13 protein-coding genes are annotated in these 12550 nt (G+C 57.1%); 5 read left to right on the forward strand and 8 right to left on the reverse strand.

The window, feature by feature from the left end; genetic code table 11:
• Nucleotides 1-275: 275 nt before the first annotated feature.
• On the reverse strand, nt 276-2018 hold the full coding sequence (locus QVN30_RS01010; protein ID WP_289835076.1) for a DUF2075 domain-containing protein: 1743 nt from the start codon (nt 2016-2018) through the stop codon (nt 276-278).
• A gap of 2 nt (nt 2019-2020) precedes the next feature.
• A complete protein-coding gene (locus tag QVN30_RS01015; protein WP_289835077.1) occupies nt 2021-2368 on the reverse strand; it encodes a nucleotide pyrophosphohydrolase in 348 nt (115 codons plus the stop codon).
• Nucleotides 2369-2904: 536 nt separating this feature from the next.
• Here QVN30_RS01015 and QVN30_RS11485 point away from each other — a divergent pair.
• Nucleotides 2905-4275 (forward strand): zinc-ribbon domain-containing protein, encoded by a 1371-nt coding sequence (locus QVN30_RS11485; protein WP_435051627.1) that lies wholly within the window; start codon nt 2905-2907, stop codon nt 4273-4275.
• A gap of 216 nt (nt 4276-4491) precedes the next feature.
• On the forward strand, nt 4492-4890 hold the full coding sequence (locus QVN30_RS01020) for a DUF3592 domain-containing protein (protein WP_289835078.1): 399 nt from the start codon (nt 4492-4494) through the stop codon (nt 4888-4890).
• Between the two features lie 68 nt (nt 4891-4958).
• On the opposite strand, the gene QVN30_RS01025 is transcribed toward QVN30_RS01020, so the two are convergent.
• The 5 genes from QVN30_RS01025 to QVN30_RS01040 form a co-directional block, all read right to left on the reverse strand.
• The gene (locus QVN30_RS01025; RefSeq protein ID WP_289835079.1) at nt 4959-5288 is read right to left on the reverse strand and encodes a hypothetical protein; all 330 of its coding nucleotides are present in this window, start codon (nt 5286-5288) and stop codon (nt 4959-4961) included.
• A gap of 703 nt (nt 5289-5991) precedes the next feature.
• Entirely contained in the window at nt 5992-6198 is a 207-nt protein-coding gene (locus tag QVN30_RS11435; protein ID WP_353738951.1) for a KTSC domain-containing protein, read from the reverse strand.
• A 232-nt stretch (nt 6199-6430) separates the two neighbouring features.
• Nucleotides 6431-6634: a zinc ribbon domain-containing protein gene (locus QVN30_RS01030; protein ID WP_289835080.1), complete on the reverse strand. Its 204-nt coding sequence runs from the start codon at nt 6632-6634 to the stop codon at nt 6431-6433.
• Nucleotides 6635-7288: 654 nt separating this feature from the next.
• A complete protein-coding gene (locus QVN30_RS01035; RefSeq protein ID WP_289835081.1) occupies nt 7289-8617 on the reverse strand; it encodes a hypothetical protein in 1329 nt (442 codons plus the stop codon).
• A gap of 33 nt (nt 8618-8650) precedes the next feature.
• Nucleotides 8651-9634 carry a restriction endonuclease gene (locus QVN30_RS01040; RefSeq protein ID WP_289835082.1) on the reverse strand — a complete coding sequence of 328 codons (984 nt, stop codon included), beginning with the start codon at nt 9632-9634 and terminating at the stop codon, nt 8651-8653.
• A 297-nt stretch (nt 9635-9931) separates the two neighbouring features.
• On the opposite strand from QVN30_RS01040, the gene QVN30_RS01045 reads away from it, so the two are divergent.
• Both QVN30_RS01045 and QVN30_RS01050 read left to right on the forward strand, forming a co-directional pair.
• Nucleotides 9932-10279, forward strand: a complete 348-nt coding sequence (locus tag QVN30_RS01045; RefSeq protein WP_289835083.1) for a nucleotidyltransferase family protein — start codon at nt 9932-9934, stop codon at nt 10277-10279.
• Nucleotides 10280-10371: 92 nt separating this feature from the next.
• Nucleotides 10372-10596 carry a DUF3791 domain-containing protein gene (locus QVN30_RS01050; protein ID WP_289835084.1) on the forward strand — a complete coding sequence of 75 codons (225 nt, stop codon included), beginning with the start codon at nt 10372-10374 and terminating at the stop codon, nt 10594-10596.
• Between the two features lie 53 nt (nt 10597-10649).
• On the opposite strand, the gene QVN30_RS01055 is transcribed toward QVN30_RS01050, so the two are convergent.
• Nucleotides 10650-11084, reverse strand: coding sequence for a hypothetical protein (locus QVN30_RS01055; protein WP_289835085.1), 435 nt, complete (start codon nt 11082-11084; stop codon nt 10650-10652).
• Between the two features lie 351 nt (nt 11085-11435).
• Between QVN30_RS01055 and QVN30_RS01060 the strand changes: the two genes are divergently transcribed.
• Nucleotides 11436-12260 carry an HAD family hydrolase gene (locus QVN30_RS01060; protein WP_289835086.1) on the forward strand — a complete coding sequence of 275 codons (825 nt, stop codon included), beginning with the start codon at nt 11436-11438 and terminating at the stop codon, nt 12258-12260.
• Nucleotides 12261-12550: the final 290 nt, after the last annotated feature.

A 12550-nucleotide genomic window follows, 5' to 3' on the forward strand; every position in this document is an offset into this window, starting at 1 on the left:
AATAAAATAGTAGCTACAACATATTCGGCATTGTTGGCTGGAATGGGACTCTGCATACTGTTTTGATGCAGATGATCCTCATTTATAGATCCGAGTTTTTAGCCTATCCTGGGCTTGCAGACATCAGGATTAACGCTTTGTGGTAGGTCGGTTTTTCGCAGAACATTCTTGTGGCAGGTCAATGCTCTGCGCCCAAGGGGTTTAGGACACGATTTCGGACGAGTTCGTGCGTCCGAAATCGTGTCCTAAACCCCTTGGGCGCAGATGAAAAGACATCAAATTATGGGGATGAACCTCTGGAAATATCTCTTCACGCCAGGATTGCAAATGTAGATGTACGTGCCTTTCATGCCGCGCGTGAGCAGTACGTAGTATGCATTAATGATGACCGACTGAAGCAGATCTTCATCGTTAGCTGCGGTCTTTTTTGCTCCGGAGTCCATGAACGATGCCTTGTTGGCAATAAGTCGGTCGGTTGCGGGGTCGTACTTCAAATCGTTGCCGATGATGATGAAGCCGTAGTTCAGGTCGTATCCTTGGACGGTGTGAATGGAGCCGACCTCTTCGACGGCGTTTTCTGAATTAACCCAGTTACCTGACTTGGAACTATTCCAGCGTTTTCTGATTCCCTCAATCTCAATGTCGTATGCGTCGGGATCGTTCTTCGTCTCCCATTTCCATGCGTACCCTGCGGCCATACGAGAGAGACCACACTGGACCTCCTTCCCTCGTTGCAGTTTGCAGAAGTCTGCGAACGAATCGACGATTGCGAGTTCGTACAGAGGGGGAGTGCCGCTTTCAGACAGTCGTGTTCGCTGCGCATCTGTTTGAGGGGTAGAAGAGAAGAGCCGATTGAAGACCTTGGCAGTCGCTTCAGCGGTGGGGCCGCCCGTCAGGATGTCGTAGATGAAGTCGAGATATTCGTCTCCGCCCTGCACGCGCATCTGCGTGGACAATTCGAATGTGGAGACGCTGACATGCTCCCGCTCGAGCTCTCCGAGCTTGCGGTTTCGTTCCGATATACCTAGCCCCGTGGCGCGTACCTGCTGCTTAGGATCGAAGAAGAAGATTGCGTTCCGCGCTTGGGCAAGAATCCAATCCCATTGGGTTGCGGAGCTGTCCAAGCCAAGCGCTGCGCAGGTCTTGCGATAGTTTGGAATACTCATGGCGCCCTTTTCGCCATGCATTCTATGGGCCTCGTCTACGAGCAGGATGTCGTAAGGGCCTTTGGTCGCCACGTCCGAGGGGCCGATGATATCTCCTGCGCGAAGCCCATCTACGGAGCGAGCGAGCTCCCTGTAGGTTCTCTTGAGCCGCTCCATGGGCGATACGAGGGCGACATGCAGCTTTGAGTATTCAGGGTCGGTTCTAAGCTTGAAGAGCAGGCTGATGGCGAGAATGGATTTTCCGGTTCCAGGGGCTCCATTTACAAATGTGCAGGTGCGCTTATCGGCCTTTACGAGTTTGAGGATGCCCTCAATTGCCTCGTATTGATCGGGAGTGAGTCCCTTGAACGGAGAGTACTTATACAGGTCGGAGTTCTCGATCTCTCCGATAGGGTGCGTCGCGTATCCGCAGTCTTGCAAGTGGCTCCAGAGCATGCGGAATTGCTGGCGATACTGAGGGCGCTGGTAGTAGTTGAAGGCGCAGTAGCCGTTGTTCTTGTTGGTGACGCGATACGTTTCATCTGCGAGAAACAGCTCAATCAGGCGGTTCTCGAAGTCAAAGGTCGACGATTGATTGAACGTGGGGCTATCGATCAGCAGAGTCGAGTCGAAATCCTTTTCAGGATTGTCGCGATGCTGGGCCATGCGGCGCCTGTAGTTGGTGGTCTCACCAATGTATGCGCTACGGTTTTTGCTGTTGGTTAGGATGTAGAGCACGGGCCAGCTTGATGCATGCTGAAGCGCAGCAAGGGAGCTTGGGGCTTCATGGGATGCCCGCTCCTCATAATCTGCTGGCAGGGGGAAGGGGAGCCTCTGAAGTCTGAAGTTGTCGCGATCGAGCAGAGCGTCCATCGTTAGACCTTCCTGTTGGATCCGCGAGACACATCGACAGGATACTTCATGGCGTTCTTCCCGATTTTGCGATTAAGCTCTTCAGCAAGGTCGAAGCCGTAGAGATCCGCGAAACGGAGCAGGAAGTATAGCTGATCAGCCAATTCGTCACCGATTTTCTCCCGGGTTTCGCCGTCTTCGAGCATCTTGTTCATTTGTTCGGAATCTTGGAATCTGAACAGCTCAAGGAGCTCGGACGCTTCGGTGGCCATTCCGATAGCCAAGTCCTTTGGATTGTGGAATTGCGCCCAATCCCGGTCATCACAAAACATGCGAACGGATTGGCTAAGATGTTCAAGAGACGTGTCCATGGTGCTCCTTGGCAATTCGGTATCAAACTCAATGATAGCTTTGAATACTTGGGCATGTCAGTAGAGAGGCGGAAAGACGGGGCTTTGGACCGAACGATCTCCAGTCCTCAGGCTTCAATATCCTTGTTAAGGAAATGGGGCCGGTTTGACTGTGCTGCTTGAGAGCGGAGTTTCCTCTCATATGTCACTCGAGTTCAGTAAGCTTTTCGCAACGCCCGCTTTATTGCTAAATCTGTGAGGCTGTGTACAAAGGTTCTGTAGGGAGCTTCGATGAGGATGGTGGAGGCGCTGCAACTATGAGCATTCGTGGGACGCATGGGGAGTTTCTTGATGAAATGGAGAAAAAGAATCCTGCCGTTCGAGTCGTAGGCAGGTATTCAAGAGCAAATGATCCCGTGTTGGTGGAGTGCAAGCGGTGTGGACATCGGTGGCTAGGGCGACCTGCGAACTTGCTAGGTAGTAAGAACAAGGCGCCATCAGGTTGTCCAAAGTGTGCAAACAATCTCAAGGGAAATACTGATGGCTTTGTTCATGAAATGAAAGAATTGCATCCAACCATTGCCGTGCTCGGCAAGTATCGCGGAAACAAATTTCCGATTCAGGTCCGTTGCGAAGTGTGTGGAGCGGTCTGGAACCCAACCCCCAATTCTCTCCGTAATGGCCATGGGTGTGGAGCTTGCTATCATGCAAGACACGGGAGGCAAAGTCGAAAGAGCGAACGTGAGCTCATCGATCAGCTCCGTAGCGTCAATCCAGATATCGAACTGATCGGGCACTACGAGGTCGCTACGAAAAAAGTTCGCGTCAGGTGCGGCCACTGTGGTCATGAATGGGAGGCCGTTCCTGGAAATCTGCTTAATGGAAGCGGGTGCCCCGGCTGCAATCGATCATCGACTTCTTTCATGGAGCAGGCGATTGGCGAGGCGTTCAAGCTCGTCCTTGGAGAGGACAAAGTAGTATGCAGGGATTCCAGCGCTATTGGAATGGAGCTTGATATATACATTCCGGAGCTGCGCTTTGCCGTAGAGCCAGGTTCTTGGAGGGCATGGCATCGAGATAGGGTCGAAAGAGATGCGTTGAAGCGCGATAAGTGCAAGCGGGCCGGGATTAAATTGATTACTGTATATGACAACTGTCCGGACTCGGAATGTCCTTTTGATGAAAATAGCTATAGCTTTCCGATGGACCTTGCTTCGCAAAAGGATCGTATTGCACTTAAGCAGCTAGTGGCGAATCTACTCCTTGATGCTGGCTTGAAGGATGCTCTTTCGGATGATGACTGGAGAGGGATTGAAAGCCGCGCGCGCAGTCAATCTCGACGCCGCGGGCACGAATGGTTTGTAGAATCGATTCGAGAGAGGAACCCGAATATTGAGGTCTTGGGGGAGTATCAGGACTGGTATACACGGGTGTTCGTTAGGGACATGCGTTGTGGGCACGGTTTTATGGGTGATCCCGCTTCGCTCATGAGCGGTCGTGGTTGTCCTAAATGTCGATATATAAGGGCCGCCCAAAGCAACAGCTTGAGCAATGAGCTGTTTCTCCGACGCGTTGCTTCCCAAAAGCTTCCAATTACTCCGCTTGAAGAGTGTAGGGGTGCTAATAAGCATGTTAAAGTCAGGTGTCAGAAGTGCGGTTACATATGGTTACCAACGCCTCATAATCTGTTTTCTGGTCATGGTTGTCCTCGCTGTGCAGGGTGTGAACGTTACGACACAGTTAGCTTCACGGAGGAAATGGCCCGAATCAATCCGTCAATCGAGGTGGTCGGCGAGTACAAGAACAACCGGACTTCTATTGAGTGTCGTTGTAGAGAGTGTGGCATGAACTGGTGCGCATTGCCAAAAAGCCTAAAGAGGGGGTCGGGCTGCCCTGCATGTGCGCGGCGTAAACGAGCGGAGGGGTAAAGGCTGTCACACAATGATTATGTGGCGAGGCTATATGAGAAGAATTCTAATCTCAAGTTACTTACACAATATGAATCACTGGAAAAGAGCGTTACCGTTCGCTGTTCGGTGTGCGGGAGCGAGTTTCAGGTTGCCGCCGGAGAGCTGCTGCATCGTGCATATAGGAGGCATCTTCATGTATAGGCGGTTTCTTAATGGAGATTGGCGGGGGTGCCCATGAGCGACGGCATCATGATCCTGCTGGTTTTCTGCCTGATCGCGCTTCTCGGCGGCGGCACGACGGTGCTGGTGCTTCTGATTGCCAAGCGAGTCCGACAGAAGAAAGAGCGGGAGTACACGGGCGAGGCCGTCGGCACGGTCGCGCGGGTCCGGATGGGCGGCGTCGACCGACCCTCTTTCGTGTGCGTGCGCTACGAGGTGGGCGGCCGGACATACGAGTGCCGCGAGACCGTGAAGCTCGAAAGCGAGCTCATCAAGATCGGGCCTGTGCCCGTAGGCCAGCGCAAGCGCGGCAAGGTCGCCTCGCGCGTGGGCAGCAAGGTGCGGGTGGCGTACCTGCCGAGCGACCCGTCGAAGGCGATCCTTGCAGACAACACCGGATTGATGAACGAGTAGGGTGACCATGGGGCATCGCTGCGGAACGCTGCTTTGCCGTCTGCGTGAACCCAGGTAGCCCTGCAGCGTCATTCCTCGTCTTCGAACAAGCCTGCAAGGAAGTTGACAGCGGAGCCGTAGTCACCGCTTCCCTCTATGCGAAGGGCGCGGTCCAAATCGGCCATGCACTGGAGGAATGCGGACTCGTATTTCTTCTTGAATGAGCAGAACACCACGACGTATTCGAAGTCAGGGTGGTGGAACTCATGGTCCTCAAAGTCGGCGGGGATTTCGGACCTGATGAAGAGCTGGTCGGCTCTGTGCTCCGGGGTGTCAAGATAGCAATATGAGCAGCTGCCAGGCATGATGGTATCGATCTTGATGTTGTTATGCTTGCCGTATTCTGTGGTGTCGGACAATGCGATCTCCTCCCGAACGAGAAGCTTGCTTGAGTATGGTGCCTAGGGTACGGATTCTAAGTGATGCGGTGTGTTGTTAAAGGCTACTTAGGGATGGTCTTCGGCGAAATGCGAGCCCTCGATGAGTCCTTTGGTATGCATCTCGGGGTGCCGGCGCTAGTACCGCCAAGCCTTCGTTGCTACATCTTAAGGCTGACAGTGCTCCACAGACGGCCTGCCTTGTGATGTCAAAGATCCTGGCATGCTCGACTGCGCGGTTCGATTTCGAGCTCGTGAGCTGTTTAGAGCCGGTCCTCTGGTGCCGATGGTTGAATTTGGACTACGGGGCGAACATCGTCGAGGGCGGGCGGGTTCGTCGCTAGAAGCGGTCGAGTGTGTCGCAAATCTGGTCCTCGCTCCTTTTGAGGTTCAGCTCACGGAACATGCCGTTGAGACGTGTGGCGTACGGATAGGAACATTGTGCAGGTCGAGCCGTCTGACGCGACCCACGAGATTCAGTTGTACGTTATGTTGCGGCTGGCTAGGCGGCGTGAATCTGCTCCAATTTCATCTTCAACCCGTGAGATATGACATTCGAGGGAACCTGGCCACCTTCATCCGCGACACGGTGGAGGCGGCCAGGTTGTGGACTGCTGGCGACGTGCGGGTGCAAGCTATGGCGAGCGTTGCCAATACGCTGCTGCATGTCAATCGCCATCGATGCCTAGCGAATCCGGATGCAGGGGAACTTGCCCTTGATGAAGGCTTGGTAGAATCGGCCCTTTGACGCGGAGAAGAACAGCTGGGAAGCGATTGACGCCGGTACACCGTCGTACTGGTAGGCTCCTCCACCCCTGAACTCGATTACGAGCTTACCGTCCGCATACCCAGCGGAGGCAATGCTCCTCGACGCGAAGTTAGCCATCTGCATAAGAACCACCTCCCTCAATGGTCTTTGTTTACCGTCTGCGCGCCCCCGCCTAGCAATCGAGGTGGAGGGCGGTTGCCGGAAACGAGAGTCGATGCCTTTCAGGTGAAGGCAATATCGAAGCTCGAAGGCCTTGACGCCGTGGCGAACAAGCTGAAAGGGGTGCCAGAGAATCCGGGTAAGATCGTCCACATCTTTCGTGAGCTCTGCGGGGATGCGGGCTGCTGGGAAAGCGTTAGAAGTTGGTCCAGTCGAAGGTGACTTCTGTCGTCTTTCCACAAGCCGGGCAGGTGTTCAGGCCCGATGACGCGTGCATGGGTGAGCCGCATGCGGGGCATTCAATTTCCAAACCGCCCCGCTTGATTTTTTCCCTCGCGATGCCCTTGACCTCTCGCTCGAGATCGCGCGTGAAGCGCCTCATATCTGACTTCTTGCCCAAGTCATAGCTTTTAGCCATTTTGATCCTTTCAGTAGATGGTTAGCGGTCGGTCGGGGACGTCCTTGGGCTAGATAGTATCAGAGAGAATGGCACAATATAGTGTGGTCATTTGAGAGTACCTATACTATATATTGTGTTTTCGCAGCTCAGAGAAGCTGTGTAGTGGCTGAGAAATATGAAGGTTTACGGGAATGCCGAGGTGAACAGATGTTCGGTCTTCACAAGTTCGAGCGATGAACAGCCGAACGCGAATTGACAAACAACATCTTGTGTATAGGGGACAAATGAGAACTGCTCGGAGCCTTTGATTGCTAAGAAGAGGGCGAGCAAGGGTGCGTTTGCGCGGCAATGAGATAGAAAGAGCTTCTTCGCATCTTCTCATATTGGGATTGTCAGAGAGGAAGGACTCCGTGGTGCTACTCCTATCGTGACTGACCTTAGCGGCCCCTGGACGGGTGGAGCGACGAGCCTGTCTGACGTGTCGGTCGAAGGGCTGAAAAGGGCGACCGCTGATGACCCAAACCAACAAGATGATCCATGCGGATGATGCGCATGAGCGCTAAACCTAATTAGTGCCGGTGATTGACGGACGGGTAGAGCGGATGTAGGCACTCAGGTTCTGCTCAAAGATTCTAACCGCGACCGAATTTGGTCTTACTTCTTGCCGAACGGGAGCTTGATGGGAATCGCGTCAAGCACTTGGGACACATCGACGTTGTTGAGCGCTTCGCCGAGGGCCTTTGCGCCCTCGGATGCGCCCGCGCCCAGCTCGGCTATGCCCTTACCGGCAGCCTCGCCGAGCGTTCCCGCGCCGTCCGCGATGGCGCCTCCGAGTACCTGTGCGCCATCGGCCATCTTGCCGCCCAGCTCGACAGCATTCGCCGCCGCGCCTGAGGCGACCTCTACAATCGCCTCGCCGGCAAGTTCATTCCAAGCTCGTGCACGCTCGATGGTCTTTTGACTGATCTCGATATTGAGCTGCTCCGCGAAGCCGTCAATATCTTTGACGGCGGCATCGATGATCTCCAGCGACCGATTGACGATGCGCGGGTGGAACAGCTTCTGGTCGCGCAGCCGCTGGGCGGTTCCCTCCAAACTCTGGCGGAACGCTCCGATACCGTTCTGGACGTTTGTGAGCCTGTGCTTGCGCGCCTCGACGATTGCCGCCCGATGCTGCTCGAGCACCTCCGGAAGTTCGGCGTAGGCCCGTTCGAGTTCGATGACGGAGAGCCTGTCGCGCGTTTGAATCGAGCGGGCGATAACATCGAGCCATGCGCGGGTCTCGTCGGGCAGCTTCTCGACCGCATGCCCGACGTCCTCGATGCTCTTCGCGCGCTCCGCCTTGTCGGAAAGGCCCTTGAGTTTGGTGAGTGCGTACGCCAGCGCCCTGCTCGTGGTCTGCGCGCAGGGGGAGACCTTCGACCATGCGGTATCGCTGAGTGTGCCCGTGGCATCGCGAACAGCGGCCGCCTCGTCGACCTCGAGCGCGGCGCCCATGAGGGAGGCGATGGTCGTGTCCTTCTGGTCCTGAAGCAGGTCGTCGACCTTCTCGTCTATGGCGGCCAGGTAGTCAGTGATTTCTTGGATGGCCTGCTCGAGCGCCATCTGGGTCATCATGCCGCCGACGCCTGCCGCCATGGCGGGCGTGAACAGCTGGCTGGGGTTGTAGAACTCCAGCCATTTGATGGCGCGCCCCTTGGCGTTTTGGGCGACGCCCTTCTGGATGGTCCCGGGTTTGCCGTACTTCTTGACCAGCTCGGCGGACTCTTTGGTGAGCTTGACCCATCGGCCGGATTGTTGCTTGGCTTCACCGAGAGAGCCCAGGGCATCTCCGGCGGTCTTGATGGCCTTGGTGGTGAACTGTTTTGAGGTCAGCCCCTGCTCATCGAGCCAGCGTTTGATGGCCTGGGGATCTCCCAGAAACAGCAACCCCTGGCCGTCGTTGACGACTGTGATGTCCTGGCGGGTCTCATTCTCTTCCACGATGGCTCCTTTGGCACGCGACTACAGCTCGTCCTACTCGTCCTTCGGTACGGGGATGTACACCTTCTTCAGGGGGATCATCCGTCGGTACTTGCCGTCCAGCAGCTCGTAGTACTTGAGGATGAGATCCACCAGCTCGCTGCCGCTCACGCCGCGGATGATGGGCGTGTTCTCGAGGTACTTCCGGGCGTTCTTGGTGTAGTTGGACAGGGTGACGAACAGGCCGTAGTCGCCCTCGCGCATGGCGCCCTTGAGCGACTGGATGGTGCTTTCCTTGATGTCGCCGCCCCCGCTCTTCACCTGGACGAGGATCCTCGGGGGCAGCTCGTCCTTGTAGGCAGTGATGTCGATGCCGCTGTCGCCGCCCTGGGGCGAGACGGTGGTGCGGTAGCCCATCGCGTCGAGCAGGTTCGCCACGAACTCCTCGAGGGCGTACCCCTTGAGGTTCCGGCTTAGCTCCTTCAGGATGAAGTCGCGCGTCGACTCGATGATCTCGTCCGCCGTCGTGCCGACGGTCTCGTCGACGTCGTCATCCATCAGGTGCTTCGCGCTGAAACCCTTCTCGATCGCGCCGAGGAACTCGTCCGCGTAGTTCTTCACCTGAAAGAGGCTCAGCACGCATCCCAGCTCGTACAGGGCCCCTTGGGAGAAGGAGAGGCGGGGGATGTGCTTGAGCCATTTCACCTTGCGGCGGTTGGGGTAGAGGACACCGTCGCCCGCGTATTCGTATTCGCCCTCGATGATGCCGATGTTGATGTTTCGGTCCGACTTCGACGGGAAGACGACGTAATCTCCGACGTTGACCTCATGTGCGAAGCGGTAGAGCACGCCGGCGCAGGTGGCAACCTGCCCCTTGCTGGCATCCGGGTGGGTCTCGACGTAGTGCTCCTTGAAGGCGTCGCGCGTGGCGGTGAGGGAGGAGAGGTTGCCGAAGTCCTCCCATCCGATTGTCATGACGTTTCCCTGCAGCATGAGCTTTTCATCTTTGCAGTGGATTCCCCACACGGTGTTCGACATCGATGAAGCCTTTCTCGAAAGGATCCGCGGCCAACGCGGCATGAGGCGGTTTGTTTATTCCCATGATAGCGAATGGTCTCTCAACCGAACTCACTGCGGTCATTTGCGGTGCGTTGCTGCTTGGAGGATGCGCGATTGCCCTTGTCGATGAGCGCAATTCGCTACTGGGATACTGATGGTGTTGAGAACGTTTAGCTCAAGCGAGAGGCGACAAACGGATGTTGAAGTGGTGGGGCTGTCTTCGGCTCGAGCATGGTATAAGTACGATGTGACGAGGTAAAAGGACGGGGGATCAAGATGAGCGCAGCGGATGAAGTTTCCATGAGGGAGCGAGCGCATCGCGCCATAGCCGAACTTATCCGACCCGTGTGCGCTTCGCATCCGTGCGTTGAGAAAGTGTACGTCTACGGTTCGTATACGCGCGGCGACTTCAACGAGCTGTCCGATGTCGACCTCTGGATCATTCTCGACAGGGATAACTTCGATATCCCCATGACGGAATACGTGGACATCCAGACGGAATTAAGACATGCGCTGAAGTGTCCCACCGATTGCGTGACTGCCGTTGCCCCAGATCAGCTCGGAAAACTGTTCCGTCCGATTATGAGAGACAAGGTGCTCGTTTATGACCGCACGGCCGATTGAGGCTGCCCTCAGTAAAGGTTTCAGAGACCTCTTTTCTGATGGGATTCTTAACAGGCTGGTGTAATGAACAGACGGGCTGCGGAGGAGACTATATGGCCCAGAGCAAAAATGATGCGATCTTCTTCGTCGTCTGGTTGCTCAATCATGTTGCGAGGGAATGGGGTAAATCGACCGTTGAAACGTACCGTCTCCTTGAAAGCGTGGACATCGTGAGCGGATATCTGTATCCGAGTTACGATGTGCTTCACGCCATGGGTAGGGAGGCGCTTGTCGAAGACGTCACCCTTCTTGCGCGGAAGAGGGGCCTTTCGGTTTGAGGCTTCGCCGTAGGGGATGGTCGAGGATCCATCAAGCCCGCCCCATTGCGTACCTACTTCGCCGGCGCGATCCCGACCGAATACGCAGCGCCGATGATGAGGAACACAGGCGCCGCGTAGACGCCGGCGTAGGAGAGCAGAAGCGTCGGCATGGAGTAGCCGGAGGTCGGGCCAAGCGCGATGACGGGGGCGATGCCGGCGATCATGAGCGCGAGGATAAGGCTCGCCACGATGAACGCGTGCGATTTGAGGGACTGGTTGATGCGGAGCTTGCCGATCTTGATGACGACGAGGCCGATGATGGCGCCGATCGCATAGAGCAGCAGGGGCGTGGCGGCGATGGTTCCGACGAGCGTCCAGCTCGATTCGGCGGCAGCGGCGGTCACGGTGGAGACGTCGGTCGTGTAGTACCACGCGGCAAAAACGCCGCACACGGCGGCGATGGCGATCCAGAAGATGAGGTTGCCGACGAACGTGGACGTTTTCATGACAGGCCGCCTTTGCGCATTCGGGGACAGATTCATACATGATGGATGATACGCAACGACATGGTAGCGCTCATTGTTCTGCATACCAAGTTTCTTGCGCCATGCACCCGGGGTGTCTGCCTGACGCACGCGCGCTCGGACGGCGTCGGCGTGGGCCCGCTGCGTCCACCTTGTAGCGCAGGTGCATCGGCTCCTTCGTAGAGTCGCGGCGCGCGGGGACACTCGACCGCATCTCCCCAGGCCGTGTTTCGACTTATGTGCGCAGAAGGGGAGAGCCGTGCGTTGCCGTACAATGGCCGTGGCCATTCGCGGATGGCCACCTAAGAATTACCGGGAAAATGCAGGTGAATCATGCAGGCCAGCGCCATCAAGCTCATCCTTTCCGATATCGACGGCACGATCATGCCCGCGGGCGCATCGACGGTGCCCCCGCGCACCGTCGCCGCGTTCCGCGCCGCGCTGGACTCCGGCATCATGGCCGGTCCTGCGAGCGGGCGCGGCCTGGTGCAGATCGCGCCGTTCTTCCGAGGGGACGCCGCGTGCTGCCAGACGGCGATCGCCACCAACGGCCTGGAGGTCTACTGCGCGGGCGAAAAGATCTGCGAGCAACGTCTGCCGATCGCCGCCCTCGAGCGCGCGCTCGACATCGTGCGCGACACACCGGGCGCGGGCCTGCTCGCCTTTGACGGCACGACGCCGCAGCTCGTCGCCGGCGACCTCGACGTGCTCGCCCGGATCACCCCGGCGTACGCCCGCGCATGCGTGCCCGTGGGTGCGCTGCCGGCCGAGGATGTCCTCAAGGCGAACATCTTCATCGATGCCGACATGGCGGGGACCGAGGCGTTCGTCGCCCGCTTGAACGACGAGGTCGATGGGCTTGATTTCGATATCCCCATGGTCGGGTACGCCAACATCATGCCGACAGGTTGGAACAAGGGTAGCGCCCTGCTCACCCTGTGCGACCATCTCGGCATCACTCCCGACCAGGTCGTGGTCTTCGGCGATGCGGGCAACGACCTGACGATGTTTTCGGTTGCCGGCCACGCGGTCGCCGTGGGCAATGCGACGCCCGAGGCGAAGGCAGCCGCCCGTTGGCATATCGGCCGTTGCGAGGACGACGCGGTGGCGGCGGCCATCGAGATCCTGGCGGCTGGGGGATGGCCGTTTAGCGAGTAGGTCGAGGGCTTCCTGTCCTCTGCGCGCCGTGCTCTTGTGTCCATCCCGTCGTTTATTCATGAAAATGCATGGGGTCAAACAATAGATACCTGGGGAAACGCTCGTTCGGCCCCTCTGTAATTCATGAAAAAGTGGAGGGCGGGGGTGCGGCAGGAATCCTGGAGCGCCGGGGCGGCAACACCAGATTGCCGCCCCGGCGCCGGTGAGCGCCACGGGGGTGGGCGCGGCGACAAGCAGGACGGGGCGAGCTGCCTGCGAGCTTCGTGCGAACTGCGGCTGGACCTCGCCCA

It is taken from the genome of Collinsella ihumii, from assembly GCF_030385545.1.
GTDB classification, from domain to species: Bacteria; Actinomycetota; Coriobacteriia; order Coriobacteriales; family Coriobacteriaceae; genus Collinsella; species Collinsella ihumii.

Coding starts and splice junctions, on each gene's coding strand:
- QVN30_RS01010 (WP_289835076.1), bottom strand. CDS start 2,018: ATGGACGCTCTGCTCGATCGCGACAACTTCAGACTTCAGAGGCTCCCC.
- QVN30_RS01015 (WP_289835077.1), bottom strand. CDS start 2,368: ATGGACACGTCTCTTGAACATCTTAGCCAATCCGTTCGCATGTTTTGT.
- QVN30_RS11485 (WP_435051627.1), top strand. CDS start 2,905: ATGAAAGAATTGCATCCAACCATTGCCGTGCTCGGCAAGTATCGCGGA.
- QVN30_RS01020 (WP_289835078.1), top strand. CDS start 4,492: ATGAGCGACGGCATCATGATCCTGCTGGTTTTCTGCCTGATCGCGCTT.
- QVN30_RS11435 (WP_353738951.1), bottom strand. CDS start 6,198: ATGCAGATGGCTAACTTCGCGTCGAGGAGCATTGCCTCCGCTGGGTAT.
- QVN30_RS01040 (WP_289835082.1), bottom strand. CDS start 9,634: ATGTCGAACACCGTGTGGGGAATCCACTGCAAAGATGAAAAGCTCATG.
- QVN30_RS01045 (WP_289835083.1), top strand. CDS start 9,932: ATGAGCGCAGCGGATGAAGTTTCCATGAGGGAGCGAGCGCATCGCGCC.
- QVN30_RS01050 (WP_289835084.1), top strand. CDS start 10,372: ATGGCCCAGAGCAAAAATGATGCGATCTTCTTCGTCGTCTGGTTGCTC.
- QVN30_RS01055 (WP_289835085.1), bottom strand. CDS start 11,084: ATGAAAACGTCCACGTTCGTCGGCAACCTCATCTTCTGGATCGCCATC.
- QVN30_RS01060 (WP_289835086.1), top strand. CDS start 11,436: ATGCAGGCCAGCGCCATCAAGCTCATCCTTTCCGATATCGACGGCACG.